This is a genomic window from Cupriavidus sp. CuC1 (assembly GCF_044627735.1).
Lineage (GTDB): Bacteria > Pseudomonadota > Gammaproteobacteria > Burkholderiales > Burkholderiaceae > Cupriavidus > Cupriavidus ulmosensis.
Genome location: NZ_JBIUHC010000052.1, coordinates 39,121 through 60,945 on the forward strand (window position 1 = coordinate 39,121; position 21,825 = coordinate 60,945).

16 protein-coding genes and 8 pseudogenes are annotated in these 21,825 nt (G+C 63.6%); 14 read left to right on the plus strand and 10 right to left on the minus strand.

All coding sequences use genetic code 11. The features are described 5' to 3' along the window. The first annotated feature begins 90 nt into the window (after positions 1–90). The 6 genes and pseudogenes from ACGLHR_RS22235 to ACGLHR_RS22260 form a co-directional block, all read left to right on the plus strand. Positions 91–1,677: an FAD-dependent oxidoreductase gene (locus tag ACGLHR_RS22235; RefSeq protein ID WP_400096393.1), complete on the plus strand. Its 1,587-nt coding sequence runs from the start codon at positions 91–93 to the stop codon at positions 1,675–1,677. A gap of 1 nt (position 1,678) precedes the next feature. After that, positions 1,679–2,728, plus strand: coding sequence for a cupin domain-containing protein (locus ACGLHR_RS22240; RefSeq protein ID WP_400096394.1), 1,050 nt, complete (start codon positions 1,679–1,681; stop codon positions 2,726–2,728). Further along, positions 2,725–3,612: a fumarylacetoacetate hydrolase family protein gene (locus ACGLHR_RS22245; RefSeq protein WP_400096395.1), complete on the plus strand. Its 888-nt coding sequence runs from the start codon at positions 2,725–2,727 to the stop codon at positions 3,610–3,612. Before ACGLHR_RS22240 ends, ACGLHR_RS22245 begins: the two co-directional genes overlap by 4 nt. 146 nt (positions 3,613–3,758) lie before the next feature. Further along, positions 3,759–4,691, plus strand: coding sequence for a Bug family tripartite tricarboxylate transporter substrate binding protein (locus tag ACGLHR_RS22250; protein WP_400096396.1), 933 nt, complete (start codon positions 3,759–3,761; stop codon positions 4,689–4,691). A 74-nt stretch (positions 4,692–4,765) separates the two neighbouring features. After that, the gene (locus tag ACGLHR_RS22255; protein ID WP_052279582.1) at positions 4,766–5,506 is read left to right on the plus strand and encodes a FadR/GntR family transcriptional regulator; all 741 of its coding nucleotides are present in this window, start codon (positions 4,766–4,768) and stop codon (positions 5,504–5,506) included. A gap of 582 nt (positions 5,507–6,088) precedes the next feature. Beyond that, a pseudogene (locus ACGLHR_RS22260) lies at positions 6,089–6,441 on the plus strand (TolC family protein); the annotation flags it as partial. A 30-nt stretch (positions 6,442–6,471) separates the two neighbouring features. Here the strand turns inward: ACGLHR_RS22260 and ACGLHR_RS22265 are convergent. The 3 genes and pseudogenes from ACGLHR_RS22265 to ACGLHR_RS22275 all read right to left on the minus strand — a co-directional run bounded on the left by ACGLHR_RS22265 (position 6,472) and on the right by ACGLHR_RS22275 (position 9,336). Beyond that, positions 6,472–7,766 (minus strand): annotated as a pseudogene (locus tag ACGLHR_RS22265) (ATP-binding protein). Beyond that, positions 7,763–8,507: pseudogene (locus tag ACGLHR_RS22270) on the minus strand (response regulator). Before ACGLHR_RS22270 ends, ACGLHR_RS22265 begins: the two co-directional pseudogenes overlap by 4 nt. Before the next feature lie 133 nt (positions 8,508–8,640). Then, positions 8,641–9,336, minus strand: coding sequence for an SDR family NAD(P)-dependent oxidoreductase (locus ACGLHR_RS22275; RefSeq protein WP_400096397.1), 696 nt, complete (start codon positions 9,334–9,336; stop codon positions 8,641–8,643). A gap of 282 nt (positions 9,337–9,618) precedes the next feature. Here ACGLHR_RS22275 and ACGLHR_RS22280 point away from each other — a divergent pair. Beyond that, a pseudogene (locus ACGLHR_RS22280) lies at positions 9,619–10,531 on the plus strand (LysR substrate-binding domain-containing protein). An 18-nt stretch (positions 10,532–10,549) separates the two neighbouring features. Here ACGLHR_RS22280 and ACGLHR_RS22285 read toward each other — a convergent pair. Then, positions 10,550–11,014, minus strand: a complete 465-nt coding sequence (locus ACGLHR_RS22285) for a RidA family protein (RefSeq protein WP_400096398.1) — start codon at positions 11,012–11,014, stop codon at positions 10,550–10,552. Between the two features lie 257 nt (positions 11,015–11,271). Between ACGLHR_RS22285 and ACGLHR_RS22290 the strand changes: the two are divergent. Next, positions 11,272–11,706, plus strand: a pseudogene (locus ACGLHR_RS22290) (winged helix-turn-helix domain-containing protein); the annotation flags it as partial. A 92-nt stretch (positions 11,707–11,798) separates the two neighbouring features. Next, a pseudogene (locus ACGLHR_RS22295) lies at positions 11,799–12,185 on the plus strand (sensor histidine kinase); the annotation flags it as partial. 65 nt (positions 12,186–12,250) lie between these two features. Here the strand turns inward: ACGLHR_RS22295 and ACGLHR_RS22300 are convergent. Then, entirely contained in the window at positions 12,251–13,300 is a 1,050-nt protein-coding gene (locus tag ACGLHR_RS22300) for an alpha/beta fold hydrolase (protein WP_400096399.1), read from the minus strand. A 374-nt stretch (positions 13,301–13,674) separates the two neighbouring features. On the opposite strand from ACGLHR_RS22300, the pseudogene ACGLHR_RS22305 reads away from it, so the two are divergent. Both ACGLHR_RS22305 and ACGLHR_RS22310 read left to right on the plus strand, forming a co-directional pair. After that, positions 13,675–14,005, plus strand: a pseudogene (locus tag ACGLHR_RS22305) (hydroxyquinol 1,2-dioxygenase). A gap of 33 nt (positions 14,006–14,038) precedes the next feature. After that, positions 14,039–14,203, plus strand: a pseudogene (locus ACGLHR_RS22310) (peroxiredoxin); the annotation flags it as partial. Between the two features lie 315 nt (positions 14,204–14,518). On the opposite strand, the gene ACGLHR_RS22315 reads toward ACGLHR_RS22310, so the two are convergent. The 3 genes from ACGLHR_RS22315 to ACGLHR_RS22325 all read right to left on the minus strand — a co-directional run bounded on the left by ACGLHR_RS22315 (position 14,519) and on the right by ACGLHR_RS22325 (position 17,469). Next, positions 14,519–14,677 (minus strand): transposase, encoded by a 159-nt coding sequence (locus ACGLHR_RS22315; RefSeq protein WP_400096408.1) that lies wholly within the window; start codon positions 14,675–14,677, stop codon positions 14,519–14,521. A 57-nt stretch (positions 14,678–14,734) separates the two neighbouring features. Next, entirely contained in the window at positions 14,735–16,162 is a 1,428-nt protein-coding gene (locus ACGLHR_RS22320; RefSeq protein ID WP_400096400.1) for an ISL3 family transposase, read from the minus strand. A 386-nt stretch (positions 16,163–16,548) separates the two neighbouring features. Continuing rightward, positions 16,549–17,469 (minus strand): LysR family transcriptional regulator, encoded by a 921-nt coding sequence (locus ACGLHR_RS22325; protein ID WP_400096401.1) that lies wholly within the window; start codon positions 17,467–17,469, stop codon positions 16,549–16,551. A gap of 124 nt (positions 17,470–17,593) precedes the next feature. On the opposite strand from ACGLHR_RS22325, the gene ACGLHR_RS22330 reads away from it, so the two are divergent. From ACGLHR_RS22330 to ACGLHR_RS22340, 3 genes are all read left to right on the plus strand, one after another. Then, on the plus strand, positions 17,594–18,343 hold the full coding sequence (locus tag ACGLHR_RS22330; protein ID WP_400096402.1) for an SDR family NAD(P)-dependent oxidoreductase: 750 nt from the start codon (positions 17,594–17,596) through the stop codon (positions 18,341–18,343). A 55-nt stretch (positions 18,344–18,398) separates the two neighbouring features. After that, a complete protein-coding gene (locus ACGLHR_RS22335; RefSeq protein ID WP_400096403.1) occupies positions 18,399–18,938 on the plus strand; it encodes a carboxymuconolactone decarboxylase family protein in 540 nt (179 codons plus the stop codon). Positions 18,939–19,082: 144 nt separating this feature from the next. Further along, a complete protein-coding gene (locus tag ACGLHR_RS22340; protein ID WP_400096404.1) occupies positions 19,083–20,327 on the plus strand; it encodes a YbfB/YjiJ family MFS transporter in 1,245 nt (414 codons plus the stop codon). A 241-nt stretch (positions 20,328–20,568) separates the two neighbouring features. Here ACGLHR_RS22340 and ACGLHR_RS22345 read toward each other — a convergent pair whose 3' ends face one another. Both ACGLHR_RS22345 and ACGLHR_RS22350 read right to left on the minus strand, forming a co-directional pair. Next, positions 20,569–20,967 carry a tyrosine-type recombinase/integrase gene (locus ACGLHR_RS22345; RefSeq protein WP_400096405.1) on the minus strand — a complete coding sequence of 133 codons (399 nt, stop codon included), beginning with the start codon at positions 20,965–20,967 and terminating at the stop codon, positions 20,569–20,571. Continuing rightward, positions 20,889–21,825: site-specific integrase (locus ACGLHR_RS22350; protein WP_400096406.1), on the minus strand; the 937-nt coding region annotated here is incomplete at its 5' end. The genes ACGLHR_RS22350 and ACGLHR_RS22345, both read right to left, overlap by 79 nt.

Consider the following 21,825-nt stretch of genomic DNA (forward strand, 5'->3'; position numbering starts at 1 on the left):
TGCCCCGAGGTGGAATGCTTTGTCGAGTCATGTCGACGGTTCTGGCTAGCGGGCAGCAGCGTCGGCTTAAATGAAGAATGGAGGGACAGAATGATCCAGAAGACCCCGGTGCTGATCGTGGGAGGTGGACCGGTCGGCCTGGCATTGGCGGGCGATCTCGGATGGCGTGGTGTCAAGTGCACCCTGATCGAAAGGAGCAACGGAGTCGTTCCTCAGCCTCGCATGGACATGGTCGGCATCAGAACCATGGAGTTCTGCCGGCGTTGGGGCATCGTCGAGGCGGTGGAACAGGCCGGCTACAACCGGGACTACCCGCCCCAAAGCCCGCAAAAGCGTGAGCGCTGCCCGCAGAACTTCTTCGATCCGGTGCTGCAGCGCTTTGCCGCCAGCACGGGGGTCGCGGAATTGGTGTACGAGACGGAGCTGGAGACACTGGAAGACCGTGGTGACCACGTAATCGTGACGGTCAAGGATGGGAAAACCGGAGCACGCCACCAGATCGAAGCGCAGTACCTGGTGGGCTGCGACGGCGGTGCCAGCGCAGTGCGCCAGGCACTCGGTATCGGCATGTCGGGCGATGCCGTACTGACTTACACTACCAACGTCATCTTCCGCTGCGACGGGCTCGAGCGGCTTCACACCAAGCAGCCCGGCTACCGCTATATCTTCATCGGACCGGAGGGCACCTGGGCGACGCTGGTGGCCATCAACGGCCGTGACCAATGGCGATTCTCTTTGGTAGGCAACGCCGAAAAGCGCACGCTCGGCGAGGAAGAGATCCGCCGCGCCATCGTCCGAGCCGTGGGACGGGAGTTCGACTTCGAGATCCTCTCGGTCCTGCCCTGGGTCAGGCGGCAACTGGTGGCGGACCATTACCGCAAGGGACGGGTTTTCATCGCCGGCGACGCTGCACACCTGACCTCCCCGACAGGCGGCTTCGGTATGAACACGGGCATCCTCGATGTGGTCAACCTGAGCTGGAAGCTGGCTGGCACGCTGCAGGGCTGGGGCGGCCCCCTTCTGCTCGATTCCTACGAGGATGAGCAGCGGCCTGTCGCGGTGCGCAACGTCACAGAAGCCGGAGAGAATCTCCGGCGGATGCTGTCGCCGCGGGTGGTCAAGCCTGAAGCGGCCATCTTCGACAGCGACAACGTGCATATCGATGCGGCACGCCGTGAGTACGGTGCGCGTTATACGGAGATGATGAAGCGCGAATGGTTCTCCATCGGCATCCATCTCGGTTATGTCTACGAGGATTCGCCGATCGTCGTTCCCGATGGCACGTCCGCCCCGCCCAACGAGGTGGCGCGGTACACGCAGAGCGCGAGGCCGGGATCGCGCGCGCCCCACGTGTGGCTTTCCAAAGGAAAGTCCACGCTGGACCTTTTCGGCAAGCACTACGTACTGCTGCGCTTTGGCGATCATCCTCCCGGGGTGGATGCCATCACGCAGGCGGCTGCGGAGGTCGGTCTGCCGCTGGAGGTGGCCGATATCGCGCAAGGCGAAGCCCAGGCCATCTATGGACGCCGCCTGGTGCTGGTACGACCGGACGGCTCGGTGGCATGGCGTGGCGACACTGTCCCTGCAGATGCCCGCCGCATCGTCGATGTCGTGCGGGGCATGAGTGCCGCCGGCAGTCCTGTTCCGCGCCGCGCTTACCAACTGGCCGAGGTCTGATATGTCAGACGAGCTCATCGGCCAGGACGCGGATCGCAGACGTGCACTGAAGCAGGACCTGGCAAAGTACCACTGCCGAGTGCACCAGCCAGACGATCCCCCATTGTTCACGCGCAGCCCGCGGCCTGCGACCCAGTCCGTGCATTGGCGCTGGGAGGATCTGTGCCCCTTGCTGGAACGCATCGGTCAGGAGGTCGACCTGACCGCAGGTGGGCCGCGCCGGACACTGCGCCTGCACAACCCCGGCCTGCCGCGCGGCACCACCAATACGTTCTGGGCGTCGATCCAGGTCATCCTGCCAGGCGAAGTTGCCACCGCGCACCGCCACACTGCCAACGCCCTGCGATTCATCATGCAAGGCGAGGGAGCATGGACGACGGTGGATGGCGAGTGCTATCCGATGCGCACGGGCGATCTCGTGCTGACGCCATCGTGGGCGTGGCACGATCACGTGCATCGGGGCGACCAGCCGATGATCTGGCTTGACGTCCTTGACATCTCGCTGATGCAAGCGCTGGAAGCCACGTTCTTCGAACCGTACACGGATGGCCTGCAGCCGGTGGACACGGTGCCGGATCGGAGCTGGCGCCAGTTCGGCAGCGGCTTGATGATGCCTCCTGGGGCGCAGCCTCGCGCCGGCGGCGCCAACCCCCTGCTGGCCTACCCTTTCGACATGGCCGAGAAGGCTATCGCAGCCGCCGCGGGCATGCCGGGTGATGCGTATGACGATGTTGCGCTCGAGTATCGCAATCCGCTGGGCGGCGGCCCTGCCATGCCAACGCTCGCCATGCGGATGCAGCTGCTGCGGTCCGGCTTTGTGGGGCGGAAGCGGCGCCACACCGGCAGCAAGCTCTACTACGTCATGCGCGGCGAAGGGGCGACCAGCGTCGGGGACCAGCGCTTCGCTTGGTGCGCGGGCGACCTCTTCACGGTTGCGCCATGGGATTGGCACGCACATGAGAACACCGGCGGGCAAGACGCCCTGCTGTGGCAGGTCAACGATCTGCCGGTACTGAAATCACTGGGTTACTTTAGAGAGGAACTGGCATGAAGATCGGGTCGTTCGACGATTACCGAATTGGTCTGGTGGAAGGAGACCAACTGTACGATGTCACCGCGGTGGTGCCTGCCGGTATCGACGCTTTTCCGCAGCAGCGATTGAACTGGCTCATCGCCAACTGGGACAGTGTCCAGGAGGAACTCAAGCGATGCCGCGCGGCAAGCCTCCCTCGACGCCTGGATACGGTGCGCCTGCTTCCCGCCACGCCCTGCCCGCCGCATGTATTTGCCGCGCCGGCAAACTACCGCAAGCACATCGGCGAACTGGGGGACCGCGTCGTCACCAAGGGCGGCCGTAGTGCCAGGGAACAAGGCTTCTTCTTGAAGGCACCCGGCTCCCTGGTTGGGGCCGGCGGTACGATTTTCCTGCCCAAGGGTTCCACCCGGCGCTTCGATCACGAATCCGAGCTGGCGATCATCATTGGGAAAGCGGGTCGCGATGTTCCGCGCGAACACGCCATGGAATACGTGTTCGGCTATGCCTGCCTGATCGACGCCACCATGCGTATCGAACCCGGCGTCGCGGAAGAAGAGCGCTCGATGCGCAAATCCTTTGAGGGTTTCACCCCGCTGGGGCCATGGATCGTCACGGCCGACGAGGTCGGCGATCCGCACGGGTTGAGCAACCAGCTATGGGTCAATGGCGAACTGCGCCAGCAAGCGTCAACACAGGACATGATCGTCGGCGTGGCGGAGCTGATCGAGTTGATCTCGTCGGTGCTGCCGCTGTCGCCTGGCGATGTCATCGCCACCGGCACGCCGGAAGGCGTTGGAGCGTTCGCGGCAGGCGATACGTTGAAGATTGCCATCCAGGGCGTGGGTGAAATGAGTCTGGACGTCAAGGAACGCGAAGCCGTTGCACCACGTGCGTACTAGAACGGACCGGGCATTGTGGCCAGCGTCGCGACGACCGTGCCGTGATGTCCGATAAACCGGTGCAGGCAAGGACTGCCGGCGGCACCAGGACAAGAAGATCAGGAGACAACATGTTCAAGAAAATAACGCTGTTCGCATCCAGCGCCTTGCTGCTCGCTGCCGCGCCGGTGCTGGCCGCCTATCCGGAAAAGCCCGTCAACGTCATTGTCCCGTTCGCCGCCGGGGGCGGCATCGACGTCCTCGTCCGCGCCATGACAAGTCGGTTAACTGCCCGCTGGAAGCAGCCGATCGTCGTGGATAACAAGGCCGGCGCGGGCTCCGCGATTGGCGCGGCATTTGTGGCGCGCGCGCCTGCAGACGGCTACACACTGCTGGCAACGGTGAACCAGACTGTCGTCTCGAACCGCTTCCTGTACAAAAGGCTGCCGTACAATCCCGAGACGAGTTTTGCGCCGGTCATCATGATGGTCAAGGCCGACCAGTTGATCGTGGCCAATGCCAAGCTGCCCGCAAATTCCCTCAGGGAGCTGGTGGATCTGGCCAGGAAGAAGCCGGACAGCCTGAACTTCGGCTCCTACGGGAACGGCAGCCAGCCGCACCTGCTCTTCTCCGCGATCAACGATCACGAGAAGATTCAACTCCTGCATGTCCCCTACAACGGCATCTCGCAGAATCTGACTGCATTGCTCGCGGGTGACGTGCAGCTTGCCAGCGGCAGCGTCGCCGTGATGGAAACCCATATCAAGTCCGGCAGGCTCAAGCCGCTGGCAGTGGCAGCCGATACCAGACTGAGCCAGTACCCGTCCGTGCCGACCACGGTGGAACAAGGTTTTCCCTATGCCAAGAGCTCGATCTGGTATGCGCTGTTCGCGCCGGCCGGTACGCCCGACGCCGTAGTCAAAGAGATCCGGGCGGCCGTAGCGGAAGTGCTGAGGGATCCGGTGTTCGTCGAGCAGCAAGTCCATGCGAAGGGTCTCACCGTTGTAGCCGGCGATGGCAAGATGCTGGCTGATACAATCCGAGCCGAAAGCCAGCAGACCTCCGCCATGATCAAGGCTGCCGGCGTAGTTGCTGAGTAGCGCCAGCGCGACAAGAGAGTGCTGTTCATCCTCGGCCCCACATTTTGCTTATCTATCCAGTGCGATTTCCAGGTATGGTGCCAACTCCAGATTCAAGCGCGACGACTGACAGGCCGCCACGGGTCTTCGAGGACATCTGCGAAAAGATCAAAGAGCAGCTGGCAAGCGGCGCCCTCAAGCCAGGCGACAGGCTGCCTTCGGAACGGGATCTCGCCGAGGGATTTCAAACCTCCAGGTCGGCAGTCCGAGAGGCACTGAGAAGCCTCGAGCGTTCAGGCGTGATCGAACTGCGCAAAGGTCCAAAGGGCGGAACCTACATCTCGCAGGTTGGCTCGTCCGTGGTCTCCAGCTCGCTGAACGACCTGCTGAGTTTTGGCAGCATCTCGATCCAGGATCTGACGGAGAGCCGGGCCATCGTTCAGGACGCAGTCATTCGCCTCGCCTGCATGCGCGGCACCGAGGCGGACTTCGACGCGCTACAGCGCAGCATCGAGTTGACTGAGGCGCTCACCAAGGAAGGCAAGCTGATAGAGCGCCGAGCCCAACTGCTGGACTACTATCGCGTCCTCGCACGGGCCACACACAACGAAGTGATGGTGCTGCTGGTCGGCGCCCTTACCGACCTGGTTTCCTCGCTACTGCAGAGGGACAATGCGGTGCCCTTGCCGACGACCGTTAAGACGCACTTCCGCATTCTGCAGCACCTTCGGGCGCGCGAGGTCGAGCAAGCCTCCCTGTTGATGTCCGAGCACCTTAAGAAGCTGCACTCCTATCTGGCCAAGGCGGAGAAAGCACGTCTCAAACAGCCGTCTTAGCCGGCGATTGCAGGTTGCGGCAGACGCCCATCCACGCTGCGAGTGGTTTCAGGACCGACACAACCTCACGCGCGAGTCGGCTTTGACGTAGACCAAAGGAAAGTTGTCACTCTTTCGAGAGCGTGCAAAAGTTGGGGAGACGGATGTCGTCAGGCAGGGCTGCACGACCTGTTCGGTTCGTTGGTCGGTGCCGACTTGGCGATGCTGCCGCGATGTATTTCCCGTGACACGAGGCGGCTATCTCGAGCGCTGAGATGCGGTCGGGCGATACCGCGGCGTACGTACCTTGTGGGCAACGCTAGGGTTCCCTTGCAAAGGTCGAGGTTGTCAGACGGCGCTGCGTGGAACTATCAGTGCAGTTGAGGGCCCAGTGCCAGCGATTAATTGCATTTTCTGCCACTGTAATCCGACTCGCGAGCTTGCCTAATGCACGATATTGGCGCATCGGGCACGATGCTAAATGCGAATTTTTCTGCGCTCAACTCGTCCAGGGTATGCACAAAGCTTGGCAAATGCTTCCAATGGGGTGTCTTATATCATTTGTGGCCTCTGCTAGGATGCATTAGCCAATGCGCCCAAGGTGCCGCCGCGTCCCAGCCCGCCGCGATCGCGGGACTGCGCTGGAGATTGTTTGACTTCGGCAGGGTCGACGCCGAGGTGGCGCAGGCCAAGGGCGCCAGCGCCGAAGCCCTGGCCAACTACCGCAAGGCGATGCTGCACGCCACCGAGGACGTTGAGAACGCAATCATCGCGCTGCCCCAACTGGAACTGCAGAGCAAGAACCTGGCCACGGAGGTCGATGCCCATGCCCGCGCTTTGAAGTGCTCGAGGAAGACCGCCTGCTGCTGGCCTCACGCGACCAGCAGGCGCGCGTGCGCGCCGACAACGCCCGCGCCGCCGTGGCAACCTTCCGCGCGCTGGGTGGCGGCTGGTGAGCGGAGGAGACGCGTGCACGCGTCTGCCGGTCAGCCGAGCCTGACCTGCGCCACCAGGCCGCCGCCTTCGCGATTGCGCAGCGTGAGCGAGCCGCCGATCGCCAGCGCGAGCTGGTGTGCAATGGCCAGCCCCAGTCCGCTGCCACCGGTCTCCCGGTTGCGCGACTTGCTCCAGGCGAACAAACGGCTGCAGCACGGACTCGAGACTGTCTTCCGGGATGCCGGGGCCGCGGTCCAGCACGTCGATGACCACGGCGTCACGGTCGCGGCGCACGCTCCGCTCCGCCGAACTTGACCGCGTTGTCGGTCAGGTTGGTCAGGATGCGGCGCAAGGCGTGGGGCCGCGTCAGGATCGTGCCGCCGATGTTCTGCCCGATCGTGACGGCCTTGCCGGTGTCCTGGTAGTCGTACGCCAGGCTTTCGATGAACGATCCGATGTCGATGCGCGACGGCTTCTCGCCATCTCCATGGGCGGTGCGCACATACGCCAGCCCCTCGCGCACCAGCGATTCGATCTCGGTGAGGTCGTGTACCAGCTTGCGCTTCTCCTCGGAGTCTTCGGCCATTTCGGCGCGCAGCTTCATGCGCGTAATCGGGGTCTGCAGGTCGTGTGAGATCGCAGCCAGGATCTGCACGCGTTCCTCGACAAAGCGGGCTATGCGCTCGCGCATGGCATTGAACGCTCGCGCGGCACGTGCCAGCTCGGTTGGACCGGTCTCGTCGAGCGGCGGTGTCTTCGCGTTCGGATTGAGGGCATCAGCGGCATCGGCCAGCGCCACCAGCGGGCGGATCGACAGTCGCACGGCGATCCAGCAGCACAGGATCAGCAGCAGCAACTGGATCACCAGTACATAGGGCAGCCACTGCGCGATCGGTATCAAGCGCGGATGCACGTCGATGGTCAGCGGGCTGCCATCGCTCAGCGTCAGATGCGCCTGCAGCTGATTGCCATGGCCGGGAACGGACTCCACCGTGACTGGAAAGCGCCCGCCGCTCGCTTCCGTGATCCGGTCAGCGATATCCTTGCCGCGTGAGGTCATCTCGGGCACGCCCGGCGAGCCCGGCCCCAGCATGTATTGATAGTTGCCGCGATTCACGCGTGGCAACCACTGCGGCCGCTCGGCGGCCGGCACGCGGTCCAGGATGGCGATCGAGGTGGAGACGTCGGTTTCCAGCGTGCCGAGCATGACCTGGCGTGCGGAGATGTAGCGTTCAGAGAACAGCACGCCGAACGACAGCCCATGGGCGACGACCAGGCCGGCCAGCAGGGTCAGGAACAGGCGCGAGCCCAATGTCCGGGGCCACGGCAAGGAGCGGAAATTCACTGGCGTGCCTCCCTGATCTCCACGGCCATTGAGAACACATAGCCCTCGCTGCGCACGGTCTTGATGTACCGGGGCTCGCGGGCATCGTCCCTGAGGTGCTGGCGCAGCCGGCTGACCAGCAGGTCGATCGAGCGTTCGAACACTTCCGCTTCGCGGCGCTGCGTCAGTCCGAGCAACTGGTCGCGGTTGAGCACGCACTGGGGATGGTCGACGAACACGCGCAACAACCGGTACTCCGCGCCAGTCAGCGCGGCGATGCTGCCATCCGGGTCAACCAGGTGACGCGCAGTGGTGTCCAGCTGCCAGTCGCCGAACGCCAGCAGTTGCCCGGCCTCGGAAATCTGCAGGTTGGGCGGGAGCATCCGGGTCCGGCGCAGCACCGCCTTGATGCGGGCCAGCAGCTCGCGTGCCGCGAACGGCTTGGCAAGATAATCGTCGGCGCCCATTTCCAGGCCGAGGATGCGATCGGCCTCATCGTTACGCGCGGTCAGCATCAGCACCGGGGTGCTCTTGTGCTTGCCCGTCCGCAGTTCGCGGCACAGCACCAGGCCATCATCGCCGGGCATCATCACGTCGAGCACGATCAGGTCGACGGTATTGGCTTCCAGGACGGATCGCATGTGCCGGGCATCGGGCGCCACGGTGCTGCGCAAGCCGTTCCTGGTGAGATAGGTCGAGACCAGTTTCACGGATTTCCCGGTCGTCATCGACGATCAGGATATGGTCGGGATTTGCGTCCATCTGCGTCATCTCAGCATGGTTGATGGAGAACTGCCAGCGGGACACCGGGCACAGAGGGGGTAACCCAATACGGCGCGACAGGTATTCCCCCATCGCGCTGTCGAGTACGGGCAGTGACGAATAGGCGCGCCGCTTAATGCCCCGCGCTCTGGCCGCCGTCCACGTGCAGGATCTCGCCGGTGACGAAGGGCGCGGCGTCGAGATACAGCACCGCGTTGACGATGTCGCGCATCTCGCAGTGCAGGGCACCCAGCGCCGCGTGCGTTTCCGGCGCATGCATCGGCGACTTGATGATGCCGGGCGCGACCGCATTGGCGCGGATGCCGGTCTTGGCGTATTCGATGGCCAGCGACCTGGTCGCCGCGTTTAGGCCGCCCTTGGTCAGCGAGGCCAGCACCGACGGCACGCCGCTGATCGCGTGGTCGACCAGGCTGGTGGTGATGCTGACCACATGGCCGCTGCGGTGCTTCTCCATTTCGGCGATGGCCAGTTGCGTGATATGGAAGAAGCCAGTCAGGTTGATGCCCGTGACCGCGGCGTAGTCCGCGTCGGTATAGCTGGTGAACGGCTTGGCGACAAAGATGCCGGCATTGTTGACCAGTGTGTCGATGCGGCCGAACTTCGCCACGGCTTCGGCGATGACGCGGCGCGCGGTCGACGGATCGGCGATATCGCCGGCGACCGCCAGGATGTCCTGGTCATCGGACGGCTTGATACTGCGCGCCGTGGCGACAACGCGATGGCCGCGCTCACGGAATGCCTTGACCAGTTCGGCGCCAATGCCTTGCGATGCGCCCGTGATAACAACAACTTTCTGTGCTGCACTCATTTCTCATTCCACGCTGCATGGTGAATCGGCTGGCTTGCCGACCGGGGCCCATGGCTCCGATGGGTTCCAATCTAGGGGTTTTACTGCGGTTTTCGAAGACCTCGCCAGTTATGCGCGTTGCGTACAAATGACGCAGGCTGACGCGCCCTGGACGTGGTTGCGAGGTAGGCTCCCGATCACTTCAACTGGCGACGCGCGCTTCGCCATCGACATCTCGCGATGGCGCACATATGATCGGGACAGCGCTTGATGCAAGGCCCCCACCGCCACCGACGTCCAGGAATGAAACGGCAATTCGACGACCTTCAGCTTGGCAGCATCGAACTGTTCTGCCTGGCCGCGGAGCTGGGCAGTTTCACCGCGGCGGCAGTGGCCGCCGGCGTGACACCGCCGGCAGTCAGCCGCACGGTCCAGAGGCTGGAGGAACGCCTGGGGGTCCGCCTCTTTGTCCGGACCACGCGGCAGATCCGCCTGACCGACGAAGGACGGGTGTACTTCGAGCAGAGCCGTCGTTGCACTGGCGCAACTTGTGGATGCCGAGCGGCAGATCAGTGGCCAGCACGCGGCCCCCGCGGGGCGGCTGCGGATCAGCCTGCCAACGCCTTACGCCCACTATCGCGTGCTGCCGGTGCTGCCGGCATTCCGAGATCGGTACCCTGAAGTCGAGATCGATGTGCACATCAGCAACCGCAACGTGGACTTCGCGGATGACACCTATGACCTCGCGGTGCGAGGACGCGCGCCGGACGACTCGAACCTGATCGCACGCAAGCTGGAAGATGCCGAGATGGTTGTGGTGGCGACGCCCGGGTATCTGCGGCGCGCCGGCACGCCGCAATCGCTGGAGGATTTGCTCCGGCACGAGTGCATCCAGTTCGAGCGGCCAAGCAGCGGCCGCAGGATTCCATGGACGTTCCGGGTCAGCGGGGATGACACGGATATTGTCACTACCGGCGCCTATGCGGCGTCAGAGGACTTTCTCGGTGGGACTACGCTGGCGCGCGCCGGCGCCGGCCTGTTCCAGACCTACCGCTTCGTCGTGGAACAGGACCTGCGCGACAGCACGCTGGTGGAGGTGCTGAAGGACTACGGCGGCAGTACGCGGCCTTTTGTGCTGCTCTACCCGTCCGCGCGCCATGTCACACGCCGGGTACGGGCGTTGGTCGACTTCCTGATCGAGAAATTCTCAACGTAGCGGCAACGGACGCCGCACTCACCCAGGCCTGACTTGGGCAATGACCACCAGGATCACGGCCGCATTCGCTGGCTGCTGGAAATGCGAAGAGATGGTTCGCGCATGGCCGGCCTTCTCTGCCAGCACGTCACGGAACAGGTCCGAAGCGCCGTCCAGGACTGCTGGGTGCCCGAACCAGCCTGGCGCACTGGCGATATGGCCGTCGACGCGGACAATGTGATCGAGGCGCTCGAAACCACCCAGGTAAGCGTGGACCTGCGCCAGCACGTTGAGCGCGGCCAGCTCGGCGGCGCGCTTGCCCTCGTCGACAGTCAGGTCCTTGCCGATCTGGCCCTGCCAGACCACCTTGCCATCCTGCGATGGCAGCTGCCCGGAGATGAACAGCAGATCCCCGGCCTGGCTGACCGCGGTATAGCTGCCCAAAGGCTGCGGGGGATGCGGTAGCGCCAGGCCGCGCGCTGCGAGTCGTGTGTGAACAGACATAGTGGCTCCAGTCAGATAAATCATCGCAATGCGAGCGAGTGGCGCTGCGCGCCGTGCTCGGCTACCTAAGCTCTCGTGGCTAACTCTATGAGCACATTGGCCGGGGATAAAGGCATGGGCGGGAACAGGAATTGGTACTTGGCGTAACAAGTCGGAAGCCAGCCTTTTTGTATGCTTCTGTATCAGCAAGGCCGCTGGACCTGGAACCGCGCTCTGACCGCATTCGCGCCGCGCTGGATTTTGCGCGGCAGAACCATTACCTGGCCAAACCCTTCGCAGCGCGCGAACTGCTGGCCCGCATCAAAGCCTTGCTGCGCCGCACCAGGATGCTGCCGCCCAACCTGCAGATCACCGCGGCCGGGAAACTCCTCGAGTTCGGTGACTGGCACCTCGATACCGCCGCGCGACATTTGATTGACCGCGGGGGCACCATCGTCGCGCTTAGCGGCGCGGAGTACAGGCTGCTGCGCGTGCCGGTCGACCATCGCCAGCGCGTGCTCAACCGCGACCAACTCCTCAGCCTCACGCAGGGCCGCGAGGCGGAAATGTTCGAGCGGTCGATTGACCTCATGATCAGCCGCCTGCGCCAGCGCCTCAATGACGATGCGCACGAGCCGAGCTACATCAAGACCGTGCGCAGCGAGGGCTACCTGTTCTCGATGCCGGTGGAGATCAAGGAGGCACGCCAGTAATTGGGCGCGGCTGGGTCTGGGCTCGTACGCTGGGATCGCGGCTCTTCCTGATCCTCCTCCAGGGCTGATCGTCGCACATGGCCTGTCGTTCCTACGACTACCAGGACACCGGCAAGGCAGTAACTGTCCTGCGGAACATCGGGGGCGCCATCGCGACGCGCCCCCACGCCCTGCGCCACATCCTGATCAACCTGGTCGATAACGCCATCAAGTTCGGCGGGGCGGCAGAACTGAGCGTGCGCCACGAGCATGACGCCGTGGTCATTGAAGTGCTCGACCGCGGCGCCGGCATCCCGGAAGACCAGCTCGAAGCCGTGCTGCAACCGTTTGTCCGGCTCGAGGACTCACGCAGCCGGGAGACCGGCGGCACCGGGCTGGGTCTGGCGATTGCGCAGCGGCTTGCGGTGGCAATTGGCGGCTCGCTCAAGCTGCGCAACCGCGAGGGCGGAGGGCTGGCGGCGGAAGTCCGGCTTGGCTGACCGGCCCGGCAACCGTCCCTCCCTGCCCTTCGCCGCAGGCCGCGGAGGGCACAGGGCGGCCAGGTTCAATAGCTGTCCGCTTCGAGCACCGCCTCCGCGAACGCCTGTGGCGCCTCCTGCGGCAGGTTGTGTCCCACGCCCTCGATGATCCGGTGCGTGCGCTTGCCAGTGAACAGCCTGGCGTAGGCGGTGCCGTCGGTTGCCGGCGCCACGCCGTCGGAGTCGCCATCGAGCGTGACCGACGGAACGGAGATGGCCGGGGCGGCGGCCAGGCGCCTTTCCAGTTCATCATACTTCGGATCGCCCTGCGCCAGGCTGAGGCGCCAGCGGTAGTTGTGGATCACGATGTTGACGTAGTCGGGATTCGCGAACGACTGGGCGCTGCGCTCGAACAAGGCTTCGCCGAACGCCCATTTCGGCGAGTTCACCTTCCAGATGAGATTGTTGAATTCCTTGCGGTTCTTGTCGTAGCCGGCGCGGCCGCGGTCGGTGGCGAAGTAGAACTGGTACCACCAGCCATGCTCCGCCTTTGGAGGCAGCGGAATCTGGTTGCCCTCGCGGTTGTTGATCAGGTAGCCGTTGACCGACACCATGGCCTTGCAGCGGTCGGGCCAAAGCGCGGCGATGATGTTTGCCGTGCGGGCGCCCCAGTCGTAGCCGGCCAGGATGGCCTTGCTGATTCCGAGCGCATCCATCAGCGCGATGATGTCCAGGGCCACCACCGCCTGCTGCGCATTGCGCATGGAGCTGGCCGACAGGAAGCGTGTGGTGCCGTGGCCGCGCAGGTGTGGCACGATCACGCGATACCCCGCGGAAGCCAGCAGCGGAGCCACGTCCACAAAGCTGTGAATGTCGTACGGCCAGCCATGCAGGCAGATCACCACGGGTCCATCGGCGGGACCCTCCTCTGCGTAGCCGATATTGAGTTCTCCGGCGTCCACCTGCTTGATCGTCGCGAATCGGGTATGCGAGCCCGGCTTCACAGCCGGCAGACTCGCCTTTGACCTCCCGGATTCGGCATGTACCAGGTCAGGCAGGCCGAGCGGCGCGGCTGCCAGCGTGAGTGCGGCCGAGCCGAACAGGCGGCGGCGCAGATGATTGATCGATTCAGACATTTGATCCTCCATTCGGACTGATTCCGATAGCGAGTATTGGCGGCAAATGTATCGCGCCTGTTTTTTGAACCGTCCGATTTGAAAGGTATCTTGTCCGGCGCAGGCGCGAGATACAAAACGATACAAAGCGCGCCCTGTTGCACCACTCCCAAACTCTCAGTAGCCCCCTCCGTCGAACTCCCTTCCGTACGAGATTTGTACCTGTCTGCATCACACTGCCGCAACGACACGTGTTCTGACAAAAGTGGCCGTTGCGCGCTACAGGTGCGATACACCGGTCTCCTTAAATACGTTCCGTGGCCCCGGCCGCGAACCGCAATGATGCGATCCCCCGGCCGCACGAAACCCAACCCAAACCTTCAAGGAAACCGATCATGACTACCAACAATGCCAAGCGCTTCGTACTTGCCATCGCCCTGCTTGCCGCCGCTGCCGGTGCGCAGGCCGCTGGACCGTCCCATGTGGGTGCGCGAGCCCCCTTCACCGACGGTGCCCGTTCGGTGGAAGAGGCCCGCAGCCCGTACAGCGATGGGGCACGTGCTGTCGATCCGTTCACGGACGGTGCGCGAGCCGTTGATCCGTACTACGACGGCGCCCGCACGTACTACGGCGGTGCTCGTACCCTGGCCGGCATGGACCGCACGGGGCCCTCGGCGGACCCGGCCCGCAGCGTCGACCCCCTATCTTGACGGCGCTTACGCCTGAACCCCGACACTCTGCATGACCAAGGAGCCAATCATGACCCGTATCGAAAAAGTGCTGTAATACTCCGGCAAAGTCCATATCACCGCAGGCGGGCGCGACGGCGAGGCCCAACGCGATGATGGCCGCCTGAACCTGCAGTTGTCGTCGCCGGGCACCAAAGGCCGCGGCACAAACCCGGAGCAGTTGCTGGCCACGGGGGCGTGCCCGTAATGAACGCTGTGCGGCATCATGAATCCGATGCCCGAGTGCCGATGCACGGTGTTGTACCAGGCGACGAATGCCTGGCAGTGAGCGTGAAGTGTAGTAAAGATGGGTCTTCCGCACTTTGTGTGACGAGGACGCACTGGCGTGGAGGATGTTGCAGCGTGGAACGACCGTCGTCTCCACCGCCCACCACCATTCTTCTTGTTGACGAACGTGGGCGAGCCCGCCAGCCTCGTGCCGGCCGCACGAGTTCACCCGCCTGCGATGGCGATCGGACTAGCGTCCAGCAAGACAAGGCAGGCTGGTCGTTCAGTTTGACTTCAATACCCGCAGCCGCAGAAGCTCGATGTTCGCGCGGCCATACATCTGGCGCTTGAGGAACTTGAGCCGGTTGACGTGACCCTCGGTCTGGCCATTGCTCCATGGCAGCTTGAAGGCCGCCCGCACAGCCGGTAAGTCGGCGCGCAGGCTTTACGCGAACCTACGCATTTCCGCGGCGTCGCAGCGCGACAGACGCTTCAACCATCAATCGAACTGCCACAGACTTCGCCGGTGCATGAGCCCGAGAAACTCCCGCGCGAGGCTGCGGACCTCGCCCACCACGGGTTCGATCTTGCACAGCGCCAGCACGAAGCGCTCGTGGTCCGCACTCCTGGGCTCCTCGACGGCGAGCTTCCTCCATCCGACAAGCCATCCGAACACGCGCCGGGCCGACGGGCATGGCATCGTGCGCACGGGTGCCTGGACAAGCGGTACCTTGCCCTGCGGAAAGAGGAGGCGGACCACGCAATTCTGCACGGCGGCGCGACTGCCCGTATAGCCTCGCTGCTTGAGTTCTTGCCAGATCAGTTCAGGAAAGCGACAGCCCTGGGCGATTCGTTCCTCAATATAGCTGCGATGGGGATCCAAAGGCGTCGGACCCCGCGCCTTGGGTGCGCGCTCGGGGAAGGCCCCCGCGGTGACGAACTTGCGCACGGTTCGATGGTTGATTGAGAGCTCGCGCCCGATTCCTTTCATCGTGTCGCCCTGGGCGCGTAGCGCCATCACCCGCTCGTACAGCGCCAGCCGCGTGGCGCGTCGCTGATCGCTCAGGCGCTGCCATGACCGGAGTGAGGTGCGGCTCAGCACCCCCTGCCGGCCCAGGGTCACGCCACCCACCTCGACTTGCTGCGCGGCGTGGCGCAGTTGCGGTCCGAGTCGGTACAGCAGCCTCTCGACGTTGTCGCGCAGGTTGCACAGGAGATGCCAGCGATCGGAGACTTGCTTGGCTGCCGGCAGCGCGATGTCGACCGCCTCGGAGTAGGCCCCCGCCCGGTCCCTGGCGACGATCTCGATCGATGGGTGCGCACGCATCCACGCCGTCACCGCAGTTGTTTCCCTGCCGGCGAACACTTCGATCGGCTCACGTCGCTCCAGGTCGACGATGATCGTTCCGTACTGGTGACCGCGCGCGATCGCCCAGTCATCGATGCCGACGACCCGCGGTCGTGGTTTGCGCTTGCGCCCAGGAGCTCTTCGCAACTCCCGCAGCACGGTGTCGGCACTGGTGCGCAAGCCCAAGACGTTAGCAAGCCGGGCCGCCGCCTCACCACCGAGGGCGTGGCCCAGCGCGTGCAACGCCCGAGCCTGTGATCGCGTTCGACGCTGATGCCGACCGGCTAAGGCGTGGATGTTCTCGGCAAACGTACGACGGGGGCAGCCGGCATTCGTACACTTGAAGCGACGCACCTCCACGGCGAGAACGACCCGCTGCTCAAGCATCGGACGTTCTTCCAGCCTGCGCACATAGCCGCCGTGGAGTCGGTTACTCCAACGACGACAGGCGGGACAAGGTGCCGCGCGAACCGTACTGCAGGCTTCGACAGTGATGGTCTCCCCTCGCGCGTCGCTGGAGACGACGCGCTTACCCACACGGGCGAGAATACGATCGATCCCACCGAGAACTTGGCTCATGGTAACGATCAACGTAGGGCTAGATCGGCCCGAAATCAAGCCCTCGACGCGGCCGTCACACAAAGTGCGGAAGACCCACTTTTGATTTGTTCGAGGCCCGAGGAATATTTGCAAATGCCTGCTTGCCGGCTAACATGAGGCGAGCACCAATGGCGCGTTCAGTTTCCGCTGGCCGGCCCGAGCGGACTGTCATAGCTACCCAAGGCGGTCTTCCCTCTATGGCGAGCTCGACGCCGGTCCTCTGATCAACGTGCATCGCCGCGTTGCCCGGCGGAACGATGTGCACCGGCGAGCCGATTCCGCCCCCGCACACCCTGCAGCCGATCGTTACTGAGCTTGGCCAAGTGGTGTTAGTGCGTTGTTCGTCTGCTGCATCTTCCTTGGTCTCAACCACGATCCAGTGCCTTGCCGACATATTCGGCGAAGGCTTTGACTTTGGCCGAATGCCGACGCTCACTGGGGCTGACCAGATGAATCGGCATGGCGACCGTTTCCCAATCCGGCAACAACTGCTGAACCTCGCCGCTGGCAAGCTCCTCGTCGAAAAGCCATGTCGGCGAATAGCCGATGCCCATGCCTGAGAGGACCGATGCCCTCATCACCTCACTGCTGTTGGTTTGCAGATTGCCTTGCACCCGCACGATACGCGTCGTTCCCACGGGTTCAGGAGCGCCAGGGCCGGCCGTAAAACTCCAGGCATTGTGCGCGGCCAGCTCCGTGTAGACGAGACAGTTGTGGTAGATCAGGTCTTCAGGAAGACGTGGCCTTTTCATCACGCCCGGCAGCGAACGCAGGTAGTTGCGATGCACCACCACCATCCGGCAGGTCGTCCCTATGCGCCTCGCGACCAGGCTGCTGTCCGACAACTCGCCGATGCGCACGGCCACGTCGATACCTTGTTCCACCAGGTCGATGAAACCGTCGTGAAGACGCAGGTCGATCTTCACGCCGCGGTGCTCGGCCAGAAACGACTGCACCAGCGGCATGAGCTTCAAGCGCCCAAAGCCGACCGACGCCGCAATCCGAAGCCAGCCCGACAACTGCTGCTCACCGACTCGCAAGGCGCTCTCGGCCTCATCAATTTCCGCAACGAGGCGCCGCGCCTGCTCGAAGTAGCGCGCGCCTTCTTCGGTCAGCGCGAGCGACCGCGTGGTGCGCGTCAGCAGCTTAGCTCCCAGTTCGCGCTCCAGCGCCGCGACCTGTTTGCTCACCGCGCTCTGCGTCGTATCAGCCTCGTGGGCCACCGCTGAAAAGCTCCCTGCTTCCACGACCCGCACGAAAGTCTTCATTGCTTGCAGTTTGTCCATGGTCTTCGATATATGCCCAGCTGGAATTAGTGATATGAGCATACACCCTCTATATCGGCGATCCGGAATCAGTCAAAGTTCACTTACGCAAACGCGCAACCCCACACCCCCAAGGAGCACTGACATGAACCAACCCGTCGTCGTGATCACTGGCGCATTGACCGGCATCGGTCGCGCCACTGCCATCGCCTTCGCTCACGAAGGAAACAGCGTCGTCATCAGCGGTCGCCGCGAAGAAGCGGGCCAGGCGCTCGCCGCCGAATTGCGCGCGCTCGGTGCCGAAGCTGAATTCGTGCGCGCCGACGTGCGCTCCGAAGCCGATGTTCGCAACCTCATCGGGCAGACCCTCGAGCGCTTCGGCCGCCTCGACGTCGCGGTGAACAACGCCGGCACGGAGGGCCAGATGGGGCCGATCGTCGAGCAGTCGGCTGCCAACTACGAAGACACATTCGCCGTCAACGTGCTGGGCACGCTGCTGTCCGTCAAGCACGAGATGCGCGCGATGCTGGCCCAGGGCTCGGGCTCGATCGTCAACCTCTCGTCGATCGCAGGCCAGGTCGGCATTGCCGGCGCTTCGGTCTATGCGGCCAGCAAGCACGCTGTCGAAGGCATCACGAAGAGTGCGGCTCTCGAAGGCGCCGCCGCCGGCGTGCGTGTCAACGCCGTGGCTCCCGGCCCTGTGGCTACCGAGATGCTCGATCGCTTCGTCGGCGGCAGCGAAGAGGGCAAGGCGGGCTTCCTGTCCACGATACCCGCACGACGCGCCGCCGCCCCGGAGGAGATCGCCCGAACCATCGTGTTCCTCGCCAGCGACAAGGCGCGCTACCTCACCGGACAGTCCATCGCCGTCGACGGCGGCTATACGGCGCAATAACGCGTCGACTAACCCCACCTTGTCACGTTATTTTTTTCAACCCAGGAGAACCAGCATGACCACCATCAACGTCCCGAGCCGCGACGAAGTTTCCCCGGCCAACCAGGCCATCTTCGACAAGCTCAAGAGCAGCCTTGGCACCGTTCCTAATCTCTACGCGACGCTCGCCCATTCCGAGAATGTGCTGGGCAACTACCTCGCCTTCCAGAACGCGAAGAGCACCATCACCGGCAAGGCCCGCGAAGTCGTCAACCTGGTCGTGAGCCAGGTGAACGGTTGCGAGTACTGCCTGGCTGCGCACACGGTCATCGGCAAGATGAGCGGTTTCACCGACGAGCAGATCCTCGAGATTCGCAGTGGTAGGGCGAGCTTCGACGCGAAGTTCGATGCACTGGCCCAGCTCGTCAAAAACATCGCGGCCAACCGCGGCCATGCGGGCGCGGCGCTGGTCGATGCCTTCTTCGCCGCAGGCTGGACCAAGGCCAATCTGGTCGACGCGATTGTCGTCATCGGCGACAAGACGGTGACCAACTATCTGCATGCAACGACACGCGTGCCGGTGGACTTCCCGGCTGCGCCCCAGTTGCCTGCCTGATCGTAGCCGCCGGGTGGGACGTGCACGTCACGCGATGGCCGTGCTGTCCGCCTCACCCGGCCAAAGATAAAGGCGGACGGTCTCCGCCTTTTCTGTACCTTTAATCCGCTGCGCCGACTGCAGCCCTCTGCGAGAGCTTTCACCATGTCGAGTAACCCAGTCCTCCACGCGCCGCTCGCGGCGAGCCGCTCCCAGATGTGGCGGCACATCTTCGCCGGTTTATGCGCGAGCCTCGTCAGCATTGGGCTGGCACGATTCGCGTACACCCCGCTGCTCCCATCGCTGATTCAGGCGCACTGGTTTGCCGCATCCGACGTCGTCTATCTAGGCGCGGCAAACCTCGCTGGCTATCTCGTCGGCGCGCTGCTCGGCCGCCCCATCGCCAGCCGCATTTCGAATACGCACACGCTGCGCTTGATGATGGTCCTCGTGACGCTCGCGTTCTTCGCCTGTGCGTTCCCGGTTTCGGTGGCGTGGTTCTTCGCCTGGCGCCTGGTCTCCGGCGTCGCCGGCGGCGCGATCATGGTGCTGGTCGCGGCGACCGTGCTGCCGCACGTGCCCACCAATAGCAAGGGGATCGCCAGCGGCGCCGTGTTTCTTGGCCTCGGCCTCGGGATTGCAGGCTCGGGAACGATCGTTCCGCTGCTGCTCGAACTCGGATTGCGCGACACCTGGATCGGTCTTGCAGTCTTGTCCGCCGTGCTGACGACCGCGAGCTGGTTCGGCTGGCCCGCGTCCGGGAGGGCGGGCCACAAGGCAACGGAGCACAAGGCGGCCGTTGAAATGGACCGAGGCGCGAGCGCGATCGTCAAGATCCTCTATGCCGAGTACGCGCTGATGGCCATCGGTCTCGTTCCGGCGATGGTCTTTCTCGTGGACTTCATCGCGCGTGGACTGGGAGCGGGTGCGCACCTCGGATCGCTGTTCTGGATTCTGTATGGCTTGGGCGCCATATTCGGGCCCCCGGTCTACGGATTCTTTGCCGACCGCCTCGGTTCACGCACGGCGCTTCGAACGTTGCTGCTGGTGCAGGCGATTGCGGTCGCTATTCTTGCGGCGTCGAGCAACCACCTCCTCATCGGTCTTGTGACCATCGTCATCGGCACCTTCCCGCCCGGGATCGTTCCGGTCGTGCTCGCACGCGTTCACGAGACGATTCCCGGCAACGCGACCCAGCAGAACGTCGTTTGGAGCCGTGCGACCACGGTCTTCGCCGCCTTCCAGGCCTTGGCCGGCTACGCCTATTCGGCGATTTTCAACAGCAGCGGCGGCAATCACCGCGTGCTGTTCGTCATCGGTGCCGTGGCAATCGTCGTGGGACTGACGGTGGACGTTGTCGCCTCTTCGTCTTCGCGCGCGTCGAGTCACGAGGGCGGTGCGGCGCGATAAGCGAACGGATTGCAGGCGCACGCCGCGGTTCGCCATGAAAGGTCCGCGTTCGGCCAATGGATAGGTGTAGGAAACGGCAGGCGCCGTCCCCTCCCTCCGAACCCGGTGTGCGGTTTTCCCGCGACAAGTGTGATCGATCACATTTGTCGCGATATGTGGTGTTGGCTCAAATGTGGTCTTGCGGCGCCCGAGCCGCGATCCTGACAGGATCCGGCCGGCCGAACGCCACATAAAAAGCCTGCTACAAGGACCGGAGAAACGCCATCAGCGCGGGATCTTTGGCCCACCGCCTATTCGCCTTTCGATCGCTAGGGATAGTCAGCCGCGCCAGGGCGTTAGCCTTCGTCTCCAAATCAATTTCGGCGTAAACCTTGGTCGTATCGATGGAGACATGACCAAGCCACGCCCGTACGGTATTGATATCGACGCCGGATCGAAGCAGGTGGGTCGCAGTTGAATGTCTAATGCTGTGCGGGCTGACGCGCTTGGATGCGAGCGAGGGCATATTGGCTCGCGCCTTGACAGCGTAACGCTCTACGACCGCGTGAATACCGAAGCGCGTCAGGGGTTGCCCACAGCGATTGAGGAATACCCGTTCCTGCGGTGGTCGTTGGCCAGCGAGGTTGCACAACTCTTGCACGGTGTCGGGCCATAGCGGACACTGGCGCCATAGTTGCGTCCCTTGCCGAGAACGCTCACGCTGCTGGAGATCGCATCGACGTTGCCGATGGTCAGGTGGGCCGCCTCGTCCGCCCGCGCACCGGCATTGTAGAGAAACAGCAACAGGGCGTAGTCACGGCGACCTTGAGATGTACGTCGATCTGGACAAGCAAGGAGCGCATCCATTTCAGCTTTGTCGAGATAGGGCACCACCGCTCTTGTAGTCTTCTTGTAGGGGATGCAGCGCAACTGGGTGCACCATTGGATATGTTCCGGGCTGTGCTCGCCAACGAATCGAGCCAAAGCATGGATAGCAGCCAGACGCTGATTCCGCGTCGCAACGCTGCATCCGCGACAGACTTCGATGTCTGAGAGGAAGTCCCGGACGATCTCGGCCGACACATCTGTCATTGCCAGCCGGTCGACCGGTTTGTGGGTTTGACCTGAAACGAAAGGGATCAGTTGGCACAGCGTGTCGCGGTAGCTCTGCTGGGTGTTGCGAGCGAGGTTCCGCTCGCCAATCAGGTACTCGAGCAGGAAACGCCGGACCCATGGGCCAAGTAGCATTGTGTCACGCATGATCGTCACCCCCCGGGCGTAGCGCTCGAATCGTAAGCTCGCCTGTTGCAGCAGCTCTGGCGTCATGGTCAGGTAGTGTTGGGTGGCGGCAATATGCACGTGACCAAGATAGGTTGCCAACTGAGGCAGCAAGCGTTGTACATCGGCGCCTTCGCGATACCAGGAGACCAACCGGCTAACCGTGATCTTGCCCCCGAAGAGTGGAGTTCTTAGCCTATGTTCAAATACGAGCAAGGAGCTAAGACATGTCAGGTAAGCA